Annotated in this window: 21 protein-coding genes and 1 tRNA gene; 8 read left to right on the top strand and 14 right to left on the bottom strand. The window is 68.8% G+C overall.

Annotated features, from left to right (window positions below; translation table 11 throughout):
• A partial coding sequence (locus ASG40_RS21120; protein ID WP_244480567.1) for a GTP-binding protein occupies positions 1–107 on the bottom strand: 107 nt, incomplete at its 3' end.
• Positions 108–324: 217 nt separating this feature from the next.
• Here ASG40_RS21120 and ASG40_RS08035 point away from each other — a divergent pair.
• Both ASG40_RS08035 and ASG40_RS08030 read left to right on the top strand, forming a co-directional pair.
• On the top strand, positions 325–996 hold the full coding sequence (locus ASG40_RS08035) for a metallophosphoesterase family protein (RefSeq protein WP_055883319.1): 672 nt from the start codon (positions 325–327) through the stop codon (positions 994–996).
• 152 nt (positions 997–1,148) lie between these two features.
• Positions 1,149–2,063: a manganese catalase family protein gene (locus ASG40_RS08030; RefSeq protein ID WP_055883317.1), complete on the top strand. Its 915-nt coding sequence runs from the start codon at positions 1,149–1,151 to the stop codon at positions 2,061–2,063.
• A 120-nt stretch (positions 2,064–2,183) separates the two neighbouring features.
• Here ASG40_RS08030 and ASG40_RS08025 read toward each other — a convergent pair.
• The 10 genes from ASG40_RS08025 to ASG40_RS07980 all read right to left on the bottom strand — a co-directional run bounded on the left by ASG40_RS08025 (position 2,184) and on the right by ASG40_RS07980 (position 12,164).
• Positions 2,184–2,267, bottom strand: a tRNA-Tyr gene (locus ASG40_RS08025).
• Positions 2,268–2,337: 70 nt separating this feature from the next.
• Positions 2,338–4,224: a single-stranded-DNA-specific exonuclease RecJ gene (gene recJ, locus ASG40_RS08020; RefSeq protein WP_055883315.1), complete on the bottom strand. Its 1,887-nt coding sequence runs from the start codon at positions 4,222–4,224 to the stop codon at positions 2,338–2,340.
• A gap of 195 nt (positions 4,225–4,419) precedes the next feature.
• Positions 4,420–5,820 carry an NAD(P)(+) transhydrogenase (Re/Si-specific) subunit beta gene (locus ASG40_RS08015; RefSeq protein WP_055883314.1) on the bottom strand — a complete coding sequence of 467 codons (1,401 nt, stop codon included), beginning with the start codon at positions 5,818–5,820 and terminating at the stop codon, positions 4,420–4,422.
• Between the two features lie 4 nt (positions 5,821–5,824).
• The gene (locus ASG40_RS08010) at positions 5,825–6,274 is read right to left on the bottom strand and encodes a proton-translocating transhydrogenase family protein (protein ID WP_055883312.1); all 450 of its coding nucleotides are present in this window, start codon (positions 6,272–6,274) and stop codon (positions 5,825–5,827) included.
• 19 nt (positions 6,275–6,293) lie between these two features.
• Complete coding sequence (locus ASG40_RS08005; protein WP_055883310.1) at positions 6,294–7,433, bottom strand: Re/Si-specific NAD(P)(+) transhydrogenase subunit alpha; 1,140 nt, start codon at positions 7,431–7,433, stop codon at positions 6,294–6,296.
• A 52-nt stretch (positions 7,434–7,485) separates the two neighbouring features.
• The gene (locus tag ASG40_RS08000) at positions 7,486–7,779 is read right to left on the bottom strand and encodes an aa3-type cytochrome c oxidase subunit IV (RefSeq protein WP_055883309.1); all 294 of its coding nucleotides are present in this window, start codon (positions 7,777–7,779) and stop codon (positions 7,486–7,488) included.
• A 141-nt stretch (positions 7,780–7,920) separates the two neighbouring features.
• Complete coding sequence (locus ASG40_RS07995) at positions 7,921–9,291, bottom strand: ABC1 kinase family protein (RefSeq protein WP_055883307.1); 1,371 nt, start codon at positions 9,289–9,291, stop codon at positions 7,921–7,923.
• An 89-nt stretch (positions 9,292–9,380) separates the two neighbouring features.
• The gene (locus ASG40_RS07990; RefSeq protein ID WP_244480565.1) at positions 9,381–9,785 is read right to left on the bottom strand and encodes a type II toxin-antitoxin system death-on-curing family toxin; all 405 of its coding nucleotides are present in this window, start codon (positions 9,783–9,785) and stop codon (positions 9,381–9,383) included.
• Positions 9,782–10,207: a hypothetical protein gene (locus ASG40_RS07985; protein ID WP_055883303.1), complete on the bottom strand. Its 426-nt coding sequence runs from the start codon at positions 10,205–10,207 to the stop codon at positions 9,782–9,784. The genes ASG40_RS07990 and ASG40_RS07985 overlap by 4 nt, the downstream gene beginning before the upstream one ends.
• Positions 10,208–10,289: 82 nt before the next feature.
• Positions 10,290–12,164 carry a M3 family oligoendopeptidase gene (locus tag ASG40_RS07980; RefSeq protein WP_055883300.1) on the bottom strand — a complete coding sequence of 625 codons (1,875 nt, stop codon included), beginning with the start codon at positions 12,162–12,164 and terminating at the stop codon, positions 10,290–10,292.
• A 312-nt stretch (positions 12,165–12,476) separates the two neighbouring features.
• On the opposite strand from ASG40_RS07980, the gene ASG40_RS07975 reads away from it, so the two are divergent.
• Together ASG40_RS07975 and ASG40_RS07970 are read left to right on the top strand one after the other, a co-directional pair.
• Positions 12,477–13,970, top strand: a complete 1,494-nt coding sequence (locus ASG40_RS07975; RefSeq protein ID WP_055883298.1) for a sigma-54-dependent transcriptional regulator — start codon at positions 12,477–12,479, stop codon at positions 13,968–13,970.
• A gap of 147 nt (positions 13,971–14,117) precedes the next feature.
• A complete protein-coding gene (locus ASG40_RS07970; protein ID WP_055883296.1) occupies positions 14,118–16,145 on the top strand; it encodes a L,D-transpeptidase family protein in 2,028 nt (675 codons plus the stop codon).
• Positions 16,146–16,449: 304 nt separating this feature from the next.
• Here the strand turns inward: ASG40_RS07970 and rpoD are convergent, their stop codons facing one another.
• Positions 16,450–18,450, bottom strand: a complete 2,001-nt coding sequence (rpoD, locus tag ASG40_RS07965) for an RNA polymerase sigma factor RpoD (protein ID WP_055883293.1) — start codon at positions 18,448–18,450, stop codon at positions 16,450–16,452.
• Between the two features lie 197 nt (positions 18,451–18,647).
• Entirely contained in the window at positions 18,648–20,567 is a 1,920-nt protein-coding gene (dnaG, locus tag ASG40_RS07960) for a DNA primase (RefSeq protein WP_055883291.1), read from the bottom strand.
• A 315-nt stretch (positions 20,568–20,882) separates the two neighbouring features.
• Between dnaG and ASG40_RS20410 the strand changes: the two genes are divergently transcribed.
• Both ASG40_RS20410 and ASG40_RS07955 read left to right on the top strand, forming a co-directional pair.
• Positions 20,883–21,176: a BrnT family toxin gene (locus ASG40_RS20410; protein ID WP_200944218.1), complete on the top strand. Its 294-nt coding sequence runs from the start codon at positions 20,883–20,885 to the stop codon at positions 21,174–21,176.
• A gap of 10 nt (positions 21,177–21,186) precedes the next feature.
• Positions 21,187–21,459 carry a BrnA antitoxin family protein gene (locus tag ASG40_RS07955; protein ID WP_244472285.1) on the top strand — a complete coding sequence of 91 codons (273 nt, stop codon included), beginning with the start codon at positions 21,187–21,189 and terminating at the stop codon, positions 21,457–21,459.
• Between the two features lie 9 nt (positions 21,460–21,468).
• Here the strand turns inward: ASG40_RS07955 and ASG40_RS07950 are convergent, their stop codons facing one another.
• Positions 21,469–21,930: a GatB/YqeY domain-containing protein gene (locus ASG40_RS07950; RefSeq protein WP_055883326.1), complete on the bottom strand. Its 462-nt coding sequence runs from the start codon at positions 21,928–21,930 to the stop codon at positions 21,469–21,471.
• Positions 21,931–22,116: 186 nt separating this feature from the next.
• On the opposite strand from ASG40_RS07950, the gene carA reads away from it, so the two are divergent.
• Positions 22,117–23,346: a glutamine-hydrolyzing carbamoyl-phosphate synthase small subunit gene (gene carA, locus ASG40_RS07945; protein WP_055883287.1), complete on the top strand. Its 1,230-nt coding sequence runs from the start codon at positions 22,117–22,119 to the stop codon at positions 23,344–23,346.
• Positions 23,347–23,467: 121 nt separating this feature from the next.
• On the top strand, positions 23,468–23,845 hold the full coding sequence (locus tag ASG40_RS07940; protein WP_055883285.1) for a hypothetical protein: 378 nt from the start codon (positions 23,468–23,470) through the stop codon (positions 23,843–23,845).
• Positions 23,846–23,924 lie beyond the last annotated feature (79 nt).

Genomic DNA, 23,924 nt, shown 5'->3' with positions numbered 1-23,924 from the left:
AGGACCTTCGTGATCGCCGCCGTCAGCGACGTCTTGCCGTGGTCCACGTGACCGATCGTGCCGATGTTGCAATGCGGCTTCGTGCGAGCAAACTTCTCTTTGGCCATTGCCGAGATACACCTGTTCCAGGTCGAAATTCGGCGCCCGCTTACGATTCTTCGCCCGGTTCCGCAAGGGCCACGTCGGTGGGTCCCTCGACCGGAGCGATGTCGGACCGCCGCGGTCGCTACGATCGAGCGTGGCGGTGGTATCGTGTCGGGGTTCGACGGGCGGTTCGGCCCGGTGGTCGAGCCGCGTCGAACCCCCGGGGACCGAGGCCTGCCGATGGAGACCCTCACCTACGCCGTCGGCGACATCCACGGCTGCCGCGATGCCCTCGACCGGCTCCTGGCCGCGATCGGGTGCCACGGCGCCGGGCGTTGCCGCCGGCTCGTCTTTCTCGGCGACTACGTCGATCGCGGGCCCGATAGCGCCGGGGTGGTCTCCGCCCTGAGGGACCTGCAGGCGCGCGAGCCGGACGCCGTCACCTGCCTCATGGGCAACCACGAGGCCCTGATGGCCGAAGCCTATCGCACCGGGCTGGGGACCACGACCTGGCTCGAGAACGGCGGCATCGCCACCCTCGCCTCGTTCGGCATCGACGATCCGGATGCGTTGCCTCACGACGTCCTCGGTTGGATCGCGCGGTTGCCCACCGTCCACGAGGATGCCCGGCGTTATTTCGTCCACGCCGGCTTCCGGCCGGAGCGCCCCGGCATCGACCCCGACGTCCGCACCCGCCTCTGGATCCGCGAGCCCTTCCTCGGGACCGATTTCGACTTCGGCAAGCACGTGGTCCACGGCCACAGCCCGCAGAAGTCCGGCCGACCGGATTTACGCCGCCACCGCAGCAACCTCGACACCGCCTGCGTGTTCGGGCGGACCCTGACGGCGGCGGTCTTCACCGACGCCGAGCCGGCGCCGGTGGACATCCTGCAGGTCGACGCGCGGCTTTGACCGCCCGTCCCGATCGACCCCGCATGGCGCCTGTGCCGGCCGTTCCGCGAACCGTTGCCGGCGGTCGCGATCACGACGGCCCTCGGAACAGTTCCTCTCATCCCGAGGTAACCCTTTCACGGGACCAGTCTCGTTGTGAAAGGTCATAACCTATGTTTATGCGCGTCGATCGCTTACAGGCCGAGCTACCCGAGCCGAAGAGAGCCGATCCCAATGCAGCCGCAGCCTTGCAGGAACTGCTCGGAGGCAAGTACGGGGAGATGTCGACACTTGGGAACTACATGTTCCAGAGTTTCAACTTCCGCAACAAGACCAAGCTGCGCCCATTCTATAGCCTCGTATCGAGCATCTTCGCCGAGGAGCTGGGGCACGTCGAACTCGTGTCGACCGGCGTGTCGATGCTCAATTGCGGGCCTGGCGACGATACCAAGGACGTCGATATCTCCAAGGCGCCGTTCAAGGACATGCAGGACATCCGGCTGGCCGGAAGCTTCCTCAGCAACGGCGGCGGCGCGATGCCGATGAACAGCAACGCCGCGTCCTGGAACATGGACATGGTTACCACCACCGGTAACCTGATCATCGACCTGCTGCACAACTTCCATCTCGAATGCGGCGCCCGCCTCCACAAGCTGCGCGTCTACGAGACGCTGACCGATCCCACCGGCCGTGAGGTCTGCGGCTATCTCCTGGTCCGTGGCGGTGTCCACGCCCACGCCTACGCGCTGGCCATCAAGAAGCTCACCGGCGTCGAGATCGAGAAGATGTTGCCGACGCCCAACATCAACCTCAGCCGCATTCCCGAGTGCCAGAAGTATCTCGACGAGGGCAGCCACCGTCGGCTCTACCATTTCAGCCCCGACGACTACCGCGAGGCCGCCGGCGTTTGGTCCAACGACGAGGTGGCGCTTCCGGGCGATCCGCCGGGCAACCTCGAGATCGTCGACGGCCACCCCGAGGGCGGCAAGATCCCGGAACTCGACGGCAACTACGGTGCCTTCGCACCCGATTACGCGCCCGAGGAGATCTTCGAGATCGCGAGCAAGCTCTACAAGAAGGGCCGCTGAGACGGCGCACCGACGATTTGGCGCAGGCTGAGAAGCCCGCGTGACCACATCCCGGCGTATCGGACCCGATCCGATGCGCCGGCATTTCGTCTGGCAGGATCGAGGATCGGTTGAGGCGCTTGGTGGGGGAAGTAGGACTCGAACCTACGAAGCTTACGCAGCGGATTTACAGTCCGCCCCCTTTGCCGCTCGGGACATTCCCCCAAACGCGTGTCCTGGTGTCTGTCGAGACCCCGGTCCGCGGCGGTCCTTATGGTGAGGGCACGGGCGGGTGTCAACCGTATCGGTTGGCGTCCGCGGCAGGCGAGAGATCGCAGATTCGGACCTGGGCCCGCTCCGTGCCACGCCAACGGTCGCAGCTCAGCGTGCCGGCGACGTGGAATTCCTGGCCGATCCCCTGGAGGATCGCCTGCCCCAGGGGGCCCTGCGCCGCCCGGAACGAGATGGCGCCGATGGTCTGGCCGTCGCGGCTGCGCAGGCGCGACCGGACATGGCCGGTGCCGACGATGCCGGCGTCGACGATCCTGTGCCGGGGCAGCGCGAAGACCGGCTCGGGCGCACCCTGCCCGAACGGCCCGGCCCGCTGGATCGTTCGGACCATCTCGGCGGTGGCGCCCCCGGCACTGACGGTCCCGTCGAGGAGCAGCGCGTCCACGGTCCGCGCCTGCGCCACGGCGGTGCCGAGGCGGTCGCGGAGATGGTCGCGCAGCCGCGCGAGATCCGTCCCGGCCATGGTAACCCCCGCCGCCATGGCGTGGCCGCCACCCTTCACGGCGATCGCCGCCGCCACCGCCGTGCGCACCGCCTCGCCGAGGTCGGCCCCGGCGATCGAGCGGCCGGACCCGACCGCGCTGCCGTCGGGCCTGAAGGCGAAGGCGAAGGCCGGCCGCCCGAAACGCTCCTTCAGGCGGGCGGCGATGAGGCCGACGATGCCCGGATGCCAATCGGCCGAGCCGGTCACCAGCACCGGCTGGTCGGGATCGAGGCCGAGCGCGCGGTCCATCTCGGCCTCTGCCTCGTCCACGGCCTGCGCCTCGACGACCTGGCGCTCGCGGTTGAGCCGGTCGAGTTCGGCGGCGATGCGCGTCGCCTCGGCGCCATCCCGCGTCAGGAGGAGGCGCGCCCCGAGGGAGGCGTCCCCGATGCGTCCCCCGGCATTGATGCGCGGACCGAGGAGATAGCCGAGATGCCAGGCTTCCGGCGGCTCGGTCAGGGCCGCCGCGTCGAGGAGGGCGGCGAGCCCGAGCCGCCCCCGCGCCCGCATGACGGTGAGCCCCTGCACCACGAAGGCGCGGTTGAGCCCGTGCAGCGGCACCACGTCGGCGACGGTGGCCAGGGCCACGAGGTCGAGCCCGTCCTGGAGGTCGGGCAGCCGGGTCGCCGGCATGCCGGCGCCGCGGAGGAACCGGTTCAGGGCGACCAGGGTCAGGAAGACGACGCCCGCCGCGCAGAGGTGGCCAAGGCCCGAGAGGTCGTCGAGACGATTGGGGTTCACGATGGCCCGGGCCTGCGGCAGATGCTCGGGCGCGCCGTGGTGGTCGAGTACGACGACGTCGAGGCCGAGCCTCGCCGCGGCCTCGAACGGCGCGTGGCCCGCCGTCCCGCAATCCACGGTGACGAGCAGCGTGGCGCCCGCCTGCGCCAGATCGGTGACGGCGCCGACATTGGGGCCGTAGCCCTCGGTGATCCGGTCGGGGATGTGGATGCGGGCCTCGACGCCGAGATGGCGCAGGTAGCCGGCCAACAGGCTGGCGCTCGCGGCCCCGTCGACATCGTAGTCGCCGAAGATCGCCACGGTCTCGCCGGTCCGGCAGGCCCGGGCGAGGCGCTCGACGGCCGGGCCCATGTCCACGAGGCAGGAGGGGTCGGGCATCAGATCGCGCAGGCGCGGCTGCAGGTGCGCCTGAGCCTGCGCCGGCCGGATGCCGCGACCGGCCAGGACCCTCGCCAGGAGGTCAGGCAGGCCGTGCGCCTGCGTCATGGTGGCGGCATCGGCCTGAAGGGCGGCATCGGCGCAGCGGTCGCGCCAGGTCCGCCCCAGGACCGATGCGGAGACGTCGAGGAAGGCGCGGGGCGGGGCGAGGATGGATGCGGCTGACACGGGCGCCACCCTACCCGCTCGGACCCGTCCGGCGCCACCCGGCCGGTTCCTGTCGCCCATGGCCGGCGGTCGCTCGACACGGTGGGCCGCATCGGCGACCGACGCGGCACCCGAGCCAAGGCCCTATCCGCATCGCGGAGTGACCGACGGCAGACGGCCTGAGCCGTCGACCCCGCCGAACGACGAAGGGGCCGGCATCGGTTGCCGGCCCCTTCTCGTGTTGGAGTCGTTGGGCAGGTCTTCCCCTGGGATCGCTCAGAGGTTCTTGAGGATCGAATCCACGACCTTCTTGGCGTCGCCGAACAGCATCATGGTGTTGTCGCGGAAGAACACCTCGTTCTCGACGCCGGCATAGCCCGAGCCCATGCCGCGCTTGATGAACAGCACGGTCTTGGCCTTCTCCACGTCGAGGATCGGCATGCCGTAGATCGGCGAGGCCTTGTCGGTCTTGGCGGCGGGGTTGGTGACGTCGTTGGCGCCGATCACGAAGGCCACGTCGGCCTGCGGGAACTCGCCGTTGATGTCCTCGAGTTCGAACACCTCGTCGTAGGGCACGTTGGCTTCGGCGAGCAGCACGTTCATGTGGCCGGGCATGCGGCCGGCGACGGGGTGGATCGCGTACTTCACGTCCACGCCCTCTTTCTTGAGCATGTCCGCCATCTCGCGCAGGCTGTGCTGGGCCTGGGCCACCGCCATGCCGTAGCCCGGGACGATGATGACGCGCTCGGCGTTCTTCATGATGTAGGCGGCGTCGTCCGCCGAACCCTGCTTGACCGGGCGCGTCTCGACGGCGCCACCGGCGCCGGCCGCCACGGCGTCACCGCCGAAGCCGCCGAGGATCACCGAGATGAACGACCGGTTCATCGCCTTGCACATGATGTAGGACAGGATCGCACCCGAGGAGCCCACCAGCGCGCCGGTGATGATCAGCGCGAGGTTGCCCAGCGTGAAGCCGATGCCGGCCGCCGCCCAACCCGAATAGGAGTTGAGCATCGACACGACCACCGGCATGTCGGCGCCGCCGATCGGGATGATCAGGAGTCCGCCGAGCACGAAGGACACCAGCACGATGAGCCAGAACAGGAGCTTGCTCTCGGTGCCGATGAACATCGCGATCATCGCCACCAGGACGATCGCCAGCACGATGTTGATGGCATGGCGCTGGGGCAGGATGATCGGCTTGCCCGACATCCGCCCGGAGAGCTTGGCGAAGGCGATGACCGAGCCCGTGAAGGTGATGGCGCCGATGGCGACACCGAGCGCCATCTCGAACAGCGACTCCTTGTGGATGTGGCCGTTCTCGAGGATGCCGACCGCCTGGGGCGCGTAGAGGGTGCCCGCCGCGCCGGCCACCGCCGCGAGGCCGACCAGGGAGTGGAAGGCCGCCACGAGCTCGGGCATCGCCGTCATCGGCACGCGCTTGGCGATGAGGGCGCCCGCACCGCCACCGATGGCGAGGCCGAGGAGCACGATCAGCCAGGCACCCGCACCCGAGGGCGGATGGCCGACGAGGGTGGTGAGCACGGCGAGGCCCATGCCCACCATGCCGTAGAGGTTGCCTTGCCGGGAGGTGGTCGGGTGCGAGAGCCCCCGCAGCGCCATGATGAACAGGATGCCGGCGACGATGTAGAGCAGGCTGGAGACGTTCTGGGACATCGTCTCAGGCCTTCTTCTTGTACATGGCGAGCATGCGTTGGGTGACGAGGAACCCGCCGAAGATGTTCACGCTGGCGAAGACGATGCCGAGAAACCCGAAGAAGCGGGCCCAGCCGGTTCCATGCTCGATGAGCGGCACGCCGGCGGCCAGGATGGCGCCGACGATGATCACGGAGGAGATGGCGTTGGTCACCGACATCAGCGGCGTATGCAGGGCCGGGGTCACCGACCAGACCACGTAGTAGCCGACGAAGATCGCCAACACGAAGGTCGCCAGCTGGAAGACGAATGGGTCGACGGCCCCGTGGGTCACGGCCGATAGGCCGTGGCCGATGCTGTCGGCGATGCTCTGCGCCTGATCGGCGTTCTGGCGGGCGATGTCGGCGGCGGTGCGCGCGGCGGCGGCGGCGGCGCGCGCCTGTTCGGCCGCCAGGTCTGGTGGAAGCGTGGCCATCTAGGGTCCTCCGACGGGATCAGGCTTTGGGCTGGAAGGCGGCGTGGACCACCTGGCCGTCGCGGGTCAGGTTCGTGGCCTTGACGAGTTCATCGTCCCACTTGACGGCCAGGGTCTTGGCTTCCTTGTCCACCAGCGTCTCGACGAAGGCGTAGAGGTTGCGCGCGTAGAGGCTCGAAGCGGTGGCCGCGAGCCGGCCGGGCACGTTGAGGTGACCGACGATCTTGGCGCCGTTGCCCGTCACCACGATCTCGCCCGCCTTGGCGCCCTCGACGTTGCCGCCGCGCTCCACCGCGAGATCGATCAGGACCGAGCCCGGCTTCATCGAGGCGACCATCGCCTCGGAGACGAGTTTGGGGGCGGGCCGACCCGGGATGAGTGCGGTGGTGATGACGATGTCCTGCTTGGCGATGTGGGTCGCCACGAGGTCGGCCTGCTTCTTCTGGTAGTCGGCCGACATCTCCTTGGCGTAGCCGCCCGACGTCTCGGCCTGCTTGAACTCGTCGTCCTCGACGGCGACGAACTTGGCGCCCAGCGACTCGACCTGCTCCTTGGTGGCCGGACGCACGTCGGTGGCGGTGACGACGGCACCCATGCGGCGGGCGGTGGCGATGGCCTGCAGGCCGGCGACGCCGACGCCCATCACGAAGACACGGGCGGCGGGCACGGTGCCGGCGGCCGTCATCATCATCGGCATCGCGCGGCCGTATTCCGAGGCGCCGTCGACCACGGCGCGGTAGCCGGCGAGGTTGGCCTGGCTCGACAGGACGTCCATCACCTGGGCGCGGGTGATGCGGGGCATCAGCTCCATCGCGAAGGTGGACAGACCGGCCTCGGCCATCGCCTTGAGGGCGTCCTCGTTGCCGTAGGGGTCCATGATCGCCACGACGGTGGTGCCGCTCTTGTAGAGCGCCAGCTCGTCGGTGGCGGGGCGGCGCACCTTCAGGACGAGGTCGGCGTCGCGGGCGGCGTCTTCGGCCGAACCGGCGATGCTGGCGCCGGCCGCCTCGTAGTCGCCGTCGGGAACGCCGGCTTTGGTGCCGGCCCCCGACTGGACCACGACGGTAGCGCCGAGGGCCGTGAATTTCTTCACCGTTTCGGGGACCGCCGCGACCCGCGGCTCCGCGGGATCCGTCTCACACAGGACAGCGACGCGCATTCAACGATTCCCTCGGGATGAAGACCGTGATCGTGGCCGGGTAGCGGCGGCGTCAGGCGAAGGCGAGATACAGGGCGAGCAGGATGCCGACCGCGAGGGGTCCCTTCCAGCCGACCGCCGGGGACAGGGCGCCCAAAGCACCGGCCGCGCCCGACAGGAAGACGCCGAAGATGGCCATCAGCCAGGCTTCACGGATGCCGCCGACGGCCAGGGCGAGGACCCAGCAGAGTACGACGCCGGTGCCGATTTCCACGAAGCGGACGAAGCCACGATAGGTCTGTTCGTGCGTTTTGTCGTCCATCGCCGGGCTGTAGGTGAAACCGGACGTGGTCTTCGTATCGGCCATCTGATGGTCGTCCCCGTGGCGTCGTCTTGATTGGTTCCAAGGGGATTTAGCGCAAGCCTAGGCGGCCCGCAATCGAGTTGCGGACGGCTTGGAATACCAGGCCGCGGTTTTTGTGGGGATTCGCAGTGAGCGGGGCGGGTCTCAGAGCGGGTCGGGCAGGCCGGCGACGGCCAGGGCCTCGCTCTGGCGGACCGCCAGCTCGTCGAGGCTGAAGCGGTCGATCTCAGCCTCGAACAGCCTGTGGTAGTTCAGTTCCGAGCGCAGGTGCAGGAAGACCGCGCCGAGGCCGACGGCGGCCCGGTCCATGAAGACGAATTCCTGCGGGACCGTGACCGGGCCTCGCTCCTTGAGCGCCTGGTGCACGGCGAAGGCCTGGCGGCGGCCGTATTCGCCGGGCTTGACGCCATCGGCTACCGTGCGCGTCCGGTCTTCCAGGAGCGGGCCGTAGATGAAACGGGCCCAGATGTTGAGGATGTCGATGAGTTCGCGGTTGAGGTTCTTGAATCCCCAGGTCTCGTAGGCGTGGACGATGCGGGAATGGTCGTCGGTGAGGAGGCCGCGATAGAGGTCGACCACGCCGCCGACGAAGCGGGGGTGGAAGATCCGTACGCAACCGTAGTCGAGCAGGTTGATGCCGCCGGGCCGTCCGTCCTCGGAGAAGACGGTGTAATTGCCCAGATGCGGGTCGCCGTGGATGACGGCGGCCCGGCTGAAGGGATGCCACCACGCCTTGAACATCGACTGGGCGAGGTGATTGCGCGTCTCGATCGGCCCATCGGCGAAGTTGAGGATCTTCTCGCCCTCCAGCCAACCGAGGGTGAGAAGCCGCTTGGTGGAGAGGTCGTGGTGGATGGCGGGCACCCGCACCACCTCGATGTCGCGCAGCACGTTGCCGTAGAGGACCGCATGCTTGGCCTCGCGCTCGTAGTCGAGCTCCTCGCGCACCCGGGCACCGATTTCTTTGGCGATCTCGCGGGTGTCGAGCCACGAACTCAGGCGGCGATGCAGGGCGAAGGCGACCTCCAGCTGCTTGAGGTCGGCCTCCACCGCCGACTGCATGTCGGGATACTGGAGCTTGCAAGCGAAGGGCGTGCCGTCGAGGCCGACCGCCTTGTGGACCTGGCCCAGGGAGGCCGCCGCGGCGGGCTTGAGGTCGAAGCTGGCGAACCGCTTCTGCCAGTCGGGGCCGAGCTCGGCCATCATCCGGCGCTTGACGAAGGCCGCGCCCATGGGCGGCGCATCGGCCTGCAGCTTCTGCAATTCGGCGGCGTATTCGGGGGGCAGGAGGTCGGGCACGGTGGCCAGCAGCTGCGCCACCTTCATGATCGGCCCCTTGAGCCCCCCCAGGGCCTGGGCCAGGGCGGCGGCGTTGCTCGGCGTCTCGCCGCCCTTCGCACCGAACAGCTTGGCCCCTGCCATGCGCGCGGCGACGCCGCCGACATTGGCGCCGACGCGGGCATAGCGGCTGGCGCGGGCGGAGAAGCGATTGGCTTCGCTGTCGTGGTCGGCCATCGACGGGTGTCCGCTCTGAGGAATGACGCTTCGCACATAAGCCGTCCGCCCGCCGATGTCAGGGCGCTGAGGCGGCGGGTCGCGGCGGCTCAGGCTGCCGGCCAGTTATCCCTGATCCAGCGCGTGAGGCCGGTTTCGTCGACGTCGCCGGCGGCCAGGGCCAGGACGATCGCCGTCGCTTCGACCGGATCGGGCGCGAAGTCGACTTCGTTCAGGATCAGGAAGCCGAGCATAGCCATGAAACCGGCACGCTTGTTTCCATCCATGAACGGATGGTTGCGGACGATGCCAAAGCCGTAGGCAGCTGCCAACTCGGCGAGTTCGGCGTTCTCGTATCGCCATCTGTTGATCGGTCGGCCAAGAGCGGATTCAAGTGCGCCGGGGTCTCGAATCCCAGGCGCACCACCGAAGATGCGGAGTTGCCGCGAATGAGCGTCCACGATGTCCTCGATGGTCAGCCATTCCGGTTCCTCGGACGTAGCGCCGCCCATCATTTCGCCAGTTCGGCGAGCGTCGTGCTGTACCGGCTCATGATGTCGTCCATGATCGCCGAAACCTTGTCGCGATGCTCGCTGCCATGCTCGCCAGGCAGTTCCCAGATCGTGCCGGATTTTACGAACCGTGCTTTGCGCACCCGGCCACGGCGTTTTTCTCCCCGCGCATCGCGCGCGATGCGGAACCCTCGCTCGGTCAGCAGATCGCCGATCAACGCGCCGGACGATTGGATCGCATGCTGCCTGGTCCCAGCATCGAATTGCTCGATGATGGGTTCGATGTCCCAGATTGCAGCCTGAACGGCAGGAATCTCGAGGCGGCTCAGAAGCTCGTATTGAGCGAGTAACTCCGGGCGGGTCAGGGCTCTCTTCAAGGCGAGAGCCTCAGGGCGATCGAAGAAGGCAGCGTGACTGGGATTCATAAGCGTCCTCCCTCAGGAAGGCGCGTGCATAAACCGCCGCTTTCCTTCTGTCAACGTTGCGGTGTGCAACGTTGACAGAAGGCTAGTCTTCGATCGCCTCCAGCTCCGCGATCATCCCCTCGATCATCCCCAGGCCGATCTGCCAGAAGGCCGGATCGCGGGCGTCGAGGCCGAAGGGAGCCAGCAATTCGCCATAGGGCTTCGAGCCGCCCGCCGAGAGCAGGCTGAAATACCGGTCCACGAAACCGCCCTCGGCACTGGCGTAGACGCCGTAGAGCGAGTTCACGAGGCAGTCGCCGAAGGCGTAGGCGTAGACGTAGAACGGCGAGTGGATGAAGTGCGGGATGTAGGCCCAGAACGGCTCGTAGCCCGCGTCGAGGGCGATGGCCGGTCCGAGGCTCTCCGCCTGCACCGACATCCACAGGGCGTTGATGGCTTCCGCGGTGAGCTCGCCCTGGCTCCGAGCAAGGTGGACCTTGCGCTCGAAGGCGTAGAACGCGATCTGGCGCACCACCGTGTTGATCATGTCCTCGACCTTGGCCGCCAGCATCGCGCGGCGTTGCGCCGGTGCGGTGATGCCCGAGAGCAGGCGACGGAAGGTCAGCATCTCGCCGAACACGCTCGCGGTCTCGGCCAGCGTCAGGGGCGTCGGCGCCATCAGGGCGCCGTTGGGCGAGGCCAGCACCTGGTGGACGCCGTGGCCGAGCTCGTGCGCCAACGTCATCACGTCGCGCGGCTTGCCCTGGTAGTTCACCAGCACATAGGGATGCGCCGAAGGCACGGTGGGATGGGCGAAAGCGCCCGGCGCCTTGCCCGGCCGGGTCGGCGCGTCGATCCAGCGCCGGTCGAAGAACGTCCTGGCGATGTCGGCCATGCGCGGCGAGAACGCGCCGTAGGCGTCGAGCACCGTGTCGCGGGCCTCCGCCCAGGGAATGGTGCGCTGCTCGACCCGCGGCAGCGGCGCGTTGCGGTCCCAGTAGGGGAGCGCATCGACGCCGAACCACTTGGCCTTCAGGCGATAGTAGCGGTGCGACAGGCGCGGATAGGCGGCCTGCACCGCCTCGACCATGGCCGCCACCACCTCCGGCTCGACGCGGTTGGCGAGGTGGCGCGCGTCGGCGACGTCCGAGAACCCGCGCCAGCGATCGGCGATCTCCTTGTCCTTGGCCAGGGTGTTGGTGATCAGCGTGAAGGTGCGCAGGTTCGCCCGGAACACCTCGCTCAGGGCCCCGGCGGCGGCCTTGCGGACGGAGCCGTCCGAATCCTGGAGCTTGTTGAGCGTCGGTTCGAGGGTGAGCTGCTCGCCCTGCACCGTGAACCGCAGGGAGGCGATGGTGCCGTCGAACAGCCGGTTCCAGGCGGCCCGGCCGGTGACGGATTTCTCGAGGAACAGCTTTTCGAGGCGGTCGTCGAGCTGGAACGGCTTTTCGCGGCGGAGGTCCTCGACCCACGGGCGGTAATGCGCGAGCGGCCCCGCCGCCATCGCTCCATCCATCACCGCGTCCTCGACCCGGTTCAGTTCGAGGGTGAAGAACAGGAGGTCGCCGGCGGCCTTGGTCAGGCGCTCCTGGGTGTCGCCGTAGAACTTTTCCCGGCGCTCGTCGGTGGTGTCGCCGGAATAGACGAGGCCGGCGAACGACATCAGGCGGCCGAGCAGATCCTCGACCCCCTCGTATTCGGCCACCGCCTCGCCCAGCAGAACCGAGGCATCCGGAGTGCCCGCCAGGACCGCGATCTTGCCCGCATAGCGCTCCAAAAAGGCCTTGCACCGCGCCTCGGCCCTGGCGAGGTCGGCCCGGAAATCGTCCGACTCGATGCCCGCGTAGAGATCGGACAGGTCCCATTCCGGCAGGGCGCCCAGGTCCACCGCCAGGGCGGCCGCCCGCGCGGCGTGCGCTCCCTCGGATTGCCGCACCGGGGCCGGCGGCGTGGCGTTGGCGACGGATCGGCTCGACATGCTGACCTACTTTTCCCTGGCGGCACCCGGGCGCCGCGACGTCGTTCCGGCGATCGAGCGCCGCGCGCGATCATATCGAACGCCGGCGGTCCGCGATCAACCGATCGGGCAGCCCCAATCGCCAGGGGCAACCGGTCGCAGGCATCGGCGAGGGACGGCGAGGGGCGGGCACGACCGTCATTCGTCGTTAAGGCCAGCTTTACGGTCTTGCGCCACGGTACGCTTCGAAACGAAACAGCGGCCGGCCGGTGTCACGCGGAGGTTCCTCCTCGCGCTCACCGCTGCGCCCGAGCGGACCCGGGGCTTCACCGCATGTCGACAACCGTCCTCATCGTCGACGACGACCCGGTGCAGCGGCGCCTCGCCGAGGCGATGGTGCGCCGCCTCGGTTTCGAGGCCAGGGTCGCCGAGGGCGGCGAGCAGGCCATCGAGATGCTGAAGACCGGCGAGCCCATCGACGTGGTGCTGCTCGACCTCGTGATGCCCGGCGGCCTCGACGGCCTCGGCGTCATGGCCGAGCTGCGCAAGTCCGGAATCGACACCCCGGTCATCGTCCAGACCGCCAACGGCTCCATCGATGCCGTGGTCACGGCGATGCGCGCCGGTGCCATCGACTTCGTCGTCAAGCCGGCGGGCGCCGAGCGCCTCCAGGTCTCGATCAAGAACGCGCTGAAGGTCGATCAGCTCGAAGAGGAGGTGCGGCGCATGCGCCGGCGGGCCTCCGGCTCGCTGACCTTCAAGGACCTCGCCTCCAAGAGCCCCGACATGGATCGGGTCATGCGGCTGGCCGAGCGGTCCGCCAAGTCCAACATCCCGGTGCTGATCGAGGGCGAATCCGGCGTCGGCAAGGAGGTGCTGGCGCGCGCGATCCAGGGCTCGGGCGACCGGCGCGGCAAGGCCTTCGTCACCGTCAACTGCGGCGCCATCCCCGACAACCTCGTGGAATCGACCCTGTTCGGCCACGAGAAGGGGGCCTTCACCGGCGCCACCGAGCGCCACACCGGCAAGTTCGTGGAGGCCTCGGGCGGCACGCTGTTCCTCGACGAGATCGGCGAGCTTCCCCTCGACGCCCAGGTCAAGCTCCTGCGCGCCCTGCAGGAGGGCGAGGTCGATCCGGTCGGCGCCAAGCGCAGCGTGCGGGTCGACATCCGCCTGATCTCGGCGACGAACCGCTCCCTCCTCGACCTCGTCAAGCAGGGGCGCTTTCGCGAAGACCTCTACTACCGCCTCAACGTCTTCCCGATGACCCTGCCGCCCCTGCGGGCCCGGCGCGAGGACATCCCGGATCTCGTGCGCTCGTTCTGCGCGCGCTTCGCCGCCGAGGAAGGCAAGCGGGTGCGGGCGGTGACCCCCGAGGCGATGGCGCTCCTGACCCGGTACGGCTGGCCCGGCAACGTCCGTCAGCTCGAGAACGCCCTGTTCCGTGCGGTGGTGCTCGCCGACAGCGACGAACTGACGGTGGCCGAATTCCCGCAGATCGCGGCGCAGGTGGCAGGGTTCGACGTGCGCATCCCGGCCGCACCCAGCCAGCCGATGGTGCAGCCCGGCATGCCCGACCCCGTCCGCGAGATCGTCCGGGTGGAGGTACGCGATCCCCACGCCCTCTCGCTGGTGGTCGAGGAGACCGGCGAGATGAAGACGATGGACGTCGTCGAGAGCGAGACCATCCGTTTCGCGTTGCAATTCTATCGCGGTCGCATGTCGGAGGTGTCGAGGCGGCTCGGCATCGGGCGCTCGACGCTGTATCGCAAGCTCAAGGACCTCGGCCTCGACGCCGAGGACAAGCCCGACGAGGCCGCGGCCTGAGGACTCCCGCGATGGTCGGACCCGCGAGGGCCTGCCGCTGCCGTGCCGCGGTCGTGCGTTTAACGTGTGGTTGCGCACGGCCGAGATTGATATGATGGTCTCTAACCTGGAACGGGCCGGCTGGCCGGATTCCGAGGAGCTTTGGTCATGGGCGCATCCGTCACCGGCGCTTCGCGTCCCGCCGCCGTGGTTCTGGCCGCTGCCCTGAGCGCCTGCATCGGTCAGGCGGTGCTCGCCCCGGTCGCCCACGCCCAGGTCGCCCAAGCCCAGGTCACCCAAGCCCAGATCACCGGGACCCAATCGACCGATCCTCAGCCGGTCGGGGTTTCGCAGGGCACAGCGCCCGCCGAGCCCTCGACGGAGCCGCTGCGCCCGTCCCTCCCCCTCCCGGCCGATGGCGCGGCGTCCGCCTCGCCGCCGGCGCCCGACGCGCCCGCCCAGGTGACGGCCGTTCCGCCGCCGCCCTCGGATCCCCTCGCCGCCGCTGTCGCCGCCCGCCTCGCCGATCCGGCGCCGCTCCTCGCACGCCTGACCACCAAGGAGCGCGAGGCGATCCAGGCGTTCTATGCGCTCGGCGCCTTCAAGCCGGCCTGGATCGTCGACGGCGCCTTCTCGGCGGCGGCCAAGGCGGTCATGGGGCGCCTGGCGCAGGCCGGCGAGGACGGCCTCGACCCCCTCGCCTATCCGGCCCCGGTGCTCGGCACCGCCAAGCTCACCGAGGCCGAGGTGGCCCAGGCCGACCTGAAGCTGTCCTCGGCCGTCGTCCTCTACGCCCGCGACGCCCGCGGCGGCCGCATCTCCCTGGCCAACCTGTCCCGCCTCATCACGCCGACCCTCGACCTGCCCGCGCCCGACGCTGTGCTGGGGCGCCTCGCCACCGCCGGCACCGAGGCCGGGGCGCTGCTGCAGCGGTTCAATCCCGACCAGCCGGGATACCGTGCCCTCAAGGCCCGCCTCGCCGCGGGCCGCGGCCACAGCCAGCCGCCCGTCTCCGGGACGCTGCGGCTGCCGGCGGGGCCGGTGCTCAAGCTCGGCATGCGCGATCCGCGGGTGCCGGCCATCCGCACGCATTTCGACCTGGAGACCCGGACCGCCGGAACCCTCGATGCCGCTCCGGGCGAGCCCGACGCTTACGACCAGGCCGTAGTCGCCGCCGTCGGCGCGTTCCAGAAGCGCCGCGGCCTCCCGGCCAACGGGCACCTCACCGCCCAGACGGTGGCCGCCCTGGCGTCGTCCGAGGGGGTGGCCCCCACCGGAACCGCCGACGAGGCCGCGCTCATCGTCAACATGGAGCGCTGGCGCTGGCTGCCGTCGGACCTCGGTCCCGACTACGTCATGGTCAACATCCCCGAGTTCCGCTTGCGCGTGGTGCGCGACGGGCGCCAGCGCGACGAGGCGCGGGTGATCGTCGGCAAGACCGAGTCGCCGACCCCGATCTTCTCGGGCGCGATGGAATATGCGGTGGTCAATCCGTCCTGGCACGTGCCGCCCTCGATCCTCAAGAACGAGTTCCTGCCCGGGCTCGCCCGCGACCCCAACTACGCCGCCCGGCGCGGCTATCAGGTCGTCTACAGCGGCAAGACCGTGTCGGTGCGCCAGCCACCGGGCGAGCGCAACGCGCTGGGCTTCATCAAGTTCATGTTCCCCAACAACCATGCCGTCTACCTGCACGACACGCCCAACCGCTCCCTGTTCGCCGCCTCGCAGCGGGCGTTGAGCCACGGCTGCGTGCGGGTCGACGATCCCTTCCGGTTCGCCGATTCCGTACTGCCGGAGGAATGGTCGAGTTCGCGGCTGAAGGGCCTGATCGGCAAGGGCGAGCGCACGATTCGGCTGACGCAGAAGCTGCCGGTCCACCTGGCGTATTTCACCGCCTACGTCGACGACGGCGGCGCCTATCGCACCCTGCCCGACCTCTACGGCCACGATGCCCGCATGAAGGCCGCCCTCGGCCTCGGCGGCGCCGGGCCGGCGATGGTCAAGCTCTCGCCCGAGCCGCGCCGGCGCCCGGCCCAGGTGGCTCCTACTCAGGTGGCGCGGCCGGTCGCCGACCCGGCTCCCGCCTCCGTCCCGCGCCGCTCGGCCCGGGCCGCCACCGCCGAGCGACCGTCCAACGACTTCGGCGAGCCCGGCCTGTGGACGCCGGCACCGAGCCGTCCGCGCTCCTGGTGGTGACTGGCGGACGGAGGGGGCGCCCCCCTCCAGTCCGTATAGTCCACATCTCAGTCGGAAGCGTGCGACAGAGCCTTCTCCGCCCGCTCGCATGTCCCGACAGACGGAAGTCTGGAGTTGAGGGCAACTTCTGTCGTCTACAGGGATGGGCGTCGAGGCTTGGGGCCCGCTCCGGCGCATTCTGGCAACGACAACGACCGGCCATGGCAACGGCCGCTATCCCTCGCGGCGGCCGGCGATTCCCGTCCTGACAACCCTCCGCCCGCCCCATCGGGGCGGAGCGAAGGGCCGCCCTGTCCAATCGGCCTCAGTTGTCGAGGAAGCTGCGCAGCTTCCGGCTACGGCTCGGGTGCTTGAGCTTGCGCAACGCCTTCGCCTCGATCTGCCGGATGCGCTCGCGGGTCACGGAGAACTGCTGGCCGACCTCTTCGAGGGTGTGGTCGGTGTTCATGCCGATGCCGAAGCGCATCCGCAGCACCCGCTCCTCGCGGGGCGTGAGCGAGGCGAGCACGCGGGTCGTGGTCTCGCGCAGGTTCGACTGGATCGCCGCGTCGATGGGCAGGACGACGTTCTTGTCCTCGATGAAGTCGCCGAGATGCGAGTCTTCCTCGTCGCCGATGGGCGTCTCCAGGGAGATCGGCTCCTTGGCGATCTTGAGAACCTTGCGGACCTTCTCCAGGGGCATGGCCAGCTTCTCGGCCAATTCCTCCGGGGTCGGCTCGCGGCCGATCTCGTGCAGCATCTGGCGCGAGGTCCGGACGATCTTGTTGATCGTCTCGATCATGTGCACCGGGATGCGGATCGTCCTGGCCTGGTCCGCGATCGAGCGGGTGATGGCCTGCCGGATCCACCAGGTGGCGTAGGTCGAGAACTTGTAGCCGCGGCGGTACTCGAACTTGTCGACCGCCTTCATCAGGCCGATGTTGCCCTCCTGGATCAGGTCCAGGAACTGCAGGCCGCGGTTGGTGTACTTCTTGGCGATGGAGATCACGAGGCGCAGGTTCGCCTCGATCATCTCCTTCTTGGCCTGGCGGGCTTCGCGCTCGCCCTTCTGGACCATGTTGACGATCTTGCGGTACTCGCCGATCTCGAGGCCGGTCTCGGAGGCCAGGGTCAGGATCTGCTCGCGTAGGTCGCCGACCTGCTTAGCGCCCTTCTCGACGAGGTTCTTCCAGCCCTTGCCGCCGAGTTTGCCGACCCGCTCCATCCAGTTCGGGTCGAGCTCCCAGCCCTGGTAGTGGCGCAGGAACTCGTCGCGGGCGACGCCGTGGGTCTCGGCGTAGCGCATCAGGCGGCCCTCATGGCTGATGAGGCGCTTGTTGATGTCGTAGAGCTGCTCGACCAGGGCCTCGATGCGGTTGGCATTGAGGGACAGGGACTTCACGTCGGCGACGACGGTGTCCTTGAGCTCGGACTGCTTCTTGCCCTGAGCCGCCGTCTGGGTGCCGCCGCCGGCCTTGATCTCGCCGTGCTCGTTCTGGAGCTTGCGCAGCTTCTTGTAGTTGTTGGCGATGTTGTCGAACGTCTCGAGCACGCGCGGCTTGATCTCGGCTTCCATCGCCGCGAGCGAGACGTTGTTCTCCATGTCGTCGTCGTCGTCGCTGCCCTCGGCGGGGATCGGCGCCTCGGCCTCGGCTTCCTCGCCCTCTTCACCCTCGGCGATCTGCGGCGCGTTCTTGGCGTCCGGCCCGGCGTAGGTGGCCTCGAGGTCGATGATGTCGCGCAGGAGCACCCGGCCGTCGACGAGTTCGTCGCGCCAGATGATGATCGCCTGGAACGTCAGCGGGCTTTCGCACAGGCCCGCGATCATCGCCTCGCGACCGGCCTCGATCCGCTTGGCGATGGCGATTTCGCCCTCGCGGGAGAGCAGCTCCACCGAGCCCATCTCGCGCAGGTACATGCGCACGGGATCGTCCGTGCGGTCGGTGGGCTCCTTGGTGGTGGTCTCGCGCAGGGCCACGGCCTTGGCCGGCGCGATCTCGGCGACCTCGGTCCCCTCGGCGGCCTCCTCGTCGTCGGAAGCCTCGCCGTTGGCGGGCTTCTCGGTCGTGGCGTCCTCGGTCTCCTCGGCCTCGACGACGTTGATGCCCATCTCGGAGAGCTGGGACAGGACATCCTCGATCTGGTCGGGGTCAGATTGCCCGTCGGGCAAGACCTCGTTGATCTCCTCATAGGTGATGTAGCCGCGCTTCTTGGCGAGCTTCACCATCCGCTTGACGGAGGCATCCGTCAGGTCGAGGAGCGGTCCGTCGGTCTGTTGCTCGGGGGCAGCATCCGTCTCGTCCCGTTCCGTTGCCTTGGTTGCCATGATCAGCCTATTGTTGCCGCACGTACGTCGAGCGGGAGCGAGAACGCCCCACGCGGTCGATGCCGCACTTTCATATTGGTCTGCGGAGGCTCGGATGCGACCGCGTCGATGTCAGATCCCGGTATGCAAGCAAGACGCTTGACCGATTGTTAACTATGGCCCGCGATCGGGCGGCCGCCACGGCGTTCGCCGAAGGCTCAAAGCCTGGGCGGATCGCCCTCCTCCGGCACATCCGCTTCCGCCTCGGCCCCGGCGATCACCGCCAGACGGTCCTTCACGTCGCATAGCCAAGCAAAATTGGCCTCGGTCGGGTCTTCGGCCAGGGCCCGCTCGGCTTGGCGGAGTTCGCTATTTAGCGCGCCTGACTTGCAGTGCAAGATCACGGCCTGACGCAATGCGTCTTCGAGCCGCACGGAATCCGCGTGCGGATCGAGGGCCCAGCGGTCTCCGGGCCTGACGTGGGAGGATAGCCGGGTCACGGCGGCCTGCAAACCCGCCCGCTCGATGCGGTTGGCCAGAACCTCCACCTCCGGTTGGTGCGCCTCGGCATGGGCGTCGAGCAGGAGCGAGCGCAGGGCCTGGGCGTCCGGATCGTCGAGGACCAGTGCGGAGAGGTCCTCGGCCTCGATGCCGAGCAGTTCCGGGTGGACGAGCAGGCTCGCCACGATCATGGCCTCGCGGTCGCGGAAGGCGGCATGGCCCGAGGCGCCGGTGGCCCCGGCAAAGAGCGGGTTGAAGGTGGTGGTGATCCGCGGCGAGGGCGCGGGCTCGTCCATGCGCCCGCGCCGCGGGCCGCCGCGCGGCTGATACGGCGCTCGCCCGTCGTCGCGGCGCCGGGCCGGGCCGCCCTGCGGCGAGAGACTGCGCAGGCGATCCTCGATCTCGTCGCGATAGAACCGCCGCACGGTCTCGTCGCGGATGCCGGCCACCATCGCCCGCACCGCCTTGGCGAGGCCCGCCCGGCGCTCGGGCGTGTCGACGGGGCCTGCTTCGAGGGCGCGCGACCACAGCACCTCGACGAGGGGGCGGGCGCCGGCGAGCACCGTGTCGATCGCGGACGGGCCGCCCGACCGCAACAGGTCGTCGGGGTCCTGGCCCTCGGGAAGGAGCGCGAACCGCAGCGACTTGCCCGGCTCCAGGGACGGCAGGGCGGTCTCGATCGCCCTGAGCGCGGCGCGCTGGCCGGCGGCATCGCCGTCGAAGCACAGGATCGGCTCGTCGGCATGGCGCCAGAGCAGGGCGAGCTGCTCCTCGGTCAGGGCCGTCCCCATCGGGGCCACGGCGTTGGCGTGGCCGGCCATGGTCATGGCGATGACGTCGACATAGCCCTCCACGGCGACGATGGTGCCGCGGTCGTGGGCGCTCTTGCGGGCGCCGTGCAGGTTGTAGAGCACCTGCCCCTTGTGGAAGAGCGGCGTCTCCGGCGAGTTCAGGTACTTGGCCTTGGCCTCCGCCTGCATCGCCCGGCCGCCGAAGGCGATGACCCGGCCGCGGCTGTCGGTGATCGGGAAGATGATGCGGTCGCGGAACTTGTCGAAGGGGACGGCGATGTCGTCGCCCGAGACCAGCAGCCCGAGTTCGGCCATCAGCTCCTTCTCGACGTCCTTGGCCGCGAGGTGGTCGCGCAGGCCGTAGCGGTCGCCGGTGGCGTAGCCGAGCCGGAAGCGGGCGCGGATCTCGGGCGTGAGGCCGCGGCCGTCGAGGTAGGCGCGGGCCGAGGCGCCGGGGCGCCCGCGCAGCTGCTCCTCGAAGAAGGCGGCGGCGAGTTCCATCACCTCGAAGGCGCCCTTGCGCTTGGTCTCCATCGCCCGGGTGTCGGCGCTGGGGCTGGGCAGTGCGACGCCGGCCTCCGAGGCCAGCCGCTCCACCGCTTCGGGGAAGCTCAGCCCTTCCGTCTCCATCAGGAAGGTGAACACGTCGCCGTGCTTGCCCGACGAGAAGCAATGGTAGAACTGCTTCTGGTCGTTGACGTAGAAGGACGGCGACTTTTCCGCGTTGAACGGCGACAGCCCGCGCCACTCGCGCCCGGCCTTCTTCAGCCGCACCCGCCGCCCGACCACGTCGGAGGCGGGCAACCGCGCTCGGATCTCTTCGAGGATGTGGGGCGGGTAGCGCATGGGCCTTCGAGATGGTCGACGGTGGGCGTCCACCGACCCAACCCTTATCGCATGGACCGTTCCCAAGTCGTAAGCTGGCCCTCCAGATCGGTCCACGATCGCGGGTCGGCGCGACCCCGTCGGACGTCTTGCTCTCCGAACTCGACCGGTGTATATACGTTTGTATTGATTGTCTCGGCCTTGTGAGAGATCGAGCATCATACAGTTTGGTGTCGATTGATCGCGTAATCAAACTCTATTTTTATGAAACAATTGCGAGTTTTTCCATGATATATTGACTTCATCATCGATCGAACGGCATCGGGAAATTCTTAGATGGAAGATATTTCCTACGAATGGAATGAAGAAAAACGAAACGGTAACCTCATAAAGCACGGTATCGATTTTAGAGACGTGATCTCTGTATTCAGCCGCCCGCATTTGACATTTCCCTCGATGCGTGGAGACGAGAATAGGAATGTCACCCTTGGGGTGCTTGGGCTTGGCGCACCCGGATCGGGCGTCATCGCCGTGGTCTGGACGGATCGCGGCGGTGTGAGGCGAATCATCTCTGCGAGAAGGGCAAGGCGAAATGAGCGAGACATCTATCACGCGGGTCGGTCCGCTTGACGAGCGCCCCGTGGGCCTGACCGACCTGGCACGGTTGGAGGCCTTGTCGGACGAGGATATCGCGGCTGCGGTCGCGTCCGATCCCGACGCGGCGCCCCTCGACATCGACTGGTCGCGGGCGCAGCTGGTGATCCCGCAGCGCAAGGCTCCGATCTCGATCCGGCTGGACGAGGACGTGCTCGATTTTTTCAAACGCGGCGGAGCCGGCTACCAGAGCCGGATCAACGCCGTGTTGCGCAGCTACATGCGTGCGAAGGAAAGCGAGCCCGGCCCGGCGGCATGAGGACGATCCTCACCCCTTGGCGTTCAACGCCTCCTTCACCAGCCCGCTCGCCCGCCCGAAATCCATCCGGCCGGCGAACTGGCCCTTCAGGGCGGCGATGACCTTGCCCATGTCCTTGGGGCCGGCGGCACCGGTCTCGGCGATGGCCGCGTCGATGGCGGCCCTGGTCTCGGCCTCGTCCATCTGCTGGGGCAGGTAGGCGGCGATGATCGCGGCCTCGGCGCGCTCGGCCTCGGCGAGCTCGGGGCGGCCGCCCTGGTCGTAGACGCCGGCCGATTCGTTGCGCTGCTTGATCATCTTCTGGAGCAGCGCCAGGATCTCCTCCTCCGAGGCCGGCTCCTTGCCGAGCCCGCGCGCCTCGATGTCCTTGTCCTTGAGGGCGGCCTGGATCATCCGCACGGTGGCGAGCTTGGCCTTGTCGCCGGCCTTCATGGCCTCCTTCATCTCGGTGGTCAGGCGGGCACGCAGCATGGTCGTCTCCTGTCGGGCGTCGACATCGGGGGTGGTGTGCGAATCGGGGCGGTTGAGCCGGGCGGCGGCCGGGGCCACATTGACCCCGTCGACGCCCGCTCGGTATGAGCACGGCACGACGATGCCACCCGCACGCGCCGTCTTCGACGGCGCCGGGAATGGCCGGACATAAGCGAGATCGAGCCGATGCTGCAAGACGACGGCGCCACCGCCCGCGCACCCGCTCCCTGGGCCGAGCCGGTGCCCACCGCCCTCCTCGTCCTCGCCGACGGGATGGTGATCGAGGGCTTCGGCATCGGCCAGACCGGGATCGCCGATGGCGAGGTCTGCTTCAACACCGCCATGACGGGCTACCAGGAGATCCTGACCGACCCGTCCTATTCCGGGCAGATCGTCACCTTCACCTTCCCGCACATCGGCAACACCGGCACCAACGACGAGGACCTCGAGAGCCTGGCCGATGCCCCGGCCTCCGGGGTGCGCGGCACCGTGGTGGCCTCGGCGGTGACCAACCCGTCGAACTGGCGTTCGTCGCGCCATCTCGACGCCTGGCTGAAGGCCCGCGGCATCGTCGGCATCACCGGCGTCGACACCCGGGCCCTGACCGCGCTGATCCGCGACAACGGCATGATCAACGCCGTGATCGCCAACGACCCGGACGGGTCGTTCGACCGCGATGCGCTCAAGGCCCGTGCCGCCGCCCTCGCCCCGATGGAGGGCCTCGACCTCGTGCCGCCGGTCACCAGCACGCAGGCGAGCGACTGGTCGCAGACCGCTTGGGACGTGAAGGTCGGCTACGGCAGCCGCGCCGCCGGGCAGGGCCTGAAGGTCGTGGCCATCGACTACGGCGTGAAGCGCAACATCCTGCGCCTGCTCGCCGAGGCCGGCTGCGACGTCACCGTGGTCCCGGCCACCACCTCCGCCGAAGCGATCATGGCGATGAAGCCGGACGGCGTGTTCCTGTCCAACGGACCGGGCGACCCGGCCGCGACCGGGCACTACGCGGTGCCGGTGATCCGCGCGCTCCTCGACGAGAGGGTGCCGACCTTCGGCATCTGCCTCGGGCACCAGCTCATGGGCCTGGCGCTCGGCGGTCGCACCGTGAAGATGGCGCAGGGCCACCACGGCGCGAACCACCCGGTGAAGGACAAGACCACCGGCAAGGTCGAGATCGTCTCGATGAACCACGGCTTCGCGGTCGATCCCGCGAGCCTGCCGGCCACCGCGGTGGAGACCCACGTCTCCCTGTTCGACGGCTCGAACTGCGGCCTCACCCTCACCGATCGGCCCGCCTTCTCGGTGCAGCACCACCCCGAGGCCTCGCCCGGCCCGCGCGACAGCCACTACCTGTTCGAGCGGTTCGTGGCGCTGATGCGGGCGGGCAAGCCGGAAACCGTCTCGCCCTCCTCCCCGTGAGCGCGGCGAGTCACAAAAAATCCCGTTTTTCCCGCCATTGGGCGGCCCGTTAATGAAGCGATAACGGTGTCGGACGAAAGCTCCCACACCACGCTCGGACGGTGCCGCTCAGGGGTTGACGATGACGGTGGATGACGTGCGCGACGACTTCTCGCGCCTGCATGGGATCTTCACGTTCCATTTCGGGGTCGCGGTCGGCCTCTCCTGGATGACGTCGCTGTATTCGGCCTGCTACGCACCGTGGGTCCGCAACATCCGCGCCCTGATCGATCCGACGGCGGGCCTCGACCGGATCGAGAGCACCTGGTCGTTCCTGTTCGCGATGCCGGTGGTCCTCACCGTCGCCTGGGTCAGCTTCCACTTCGGGCGCGAGATCATGCGCCGGTCGCAGGCGCTGCCGAACGTCGCCGTGGAGTTCGCGGCCGCCGCCCTCGTCGCCTTCGGCGTGTTCTACCTGTCCATCGACCGGGCCGTCTCCGCCCTCTACCTCGGCCTCTGACGGCCGACCGCGCGCAGCCGCCCCCGCAAAGACCGGGATCGGATCGCAGCGGGCGCCATCGCCCGGACGGCACTCCCGC

The sequence above is a fragment of the Methylobacterium sp. Leaf399 genome, assembly GCF_001424525.1.
Taxonomy (GTDB): Bacteria; Pseudomonadota; Alphaproteobacteria; order Rhizobiales; family Beijerinckiaceae; genus Methylobacterium.
Note: the sequence above shows the minus strand (reverse complement) of the source record. Positions and strands in the feature narration are given on the sequence as shown.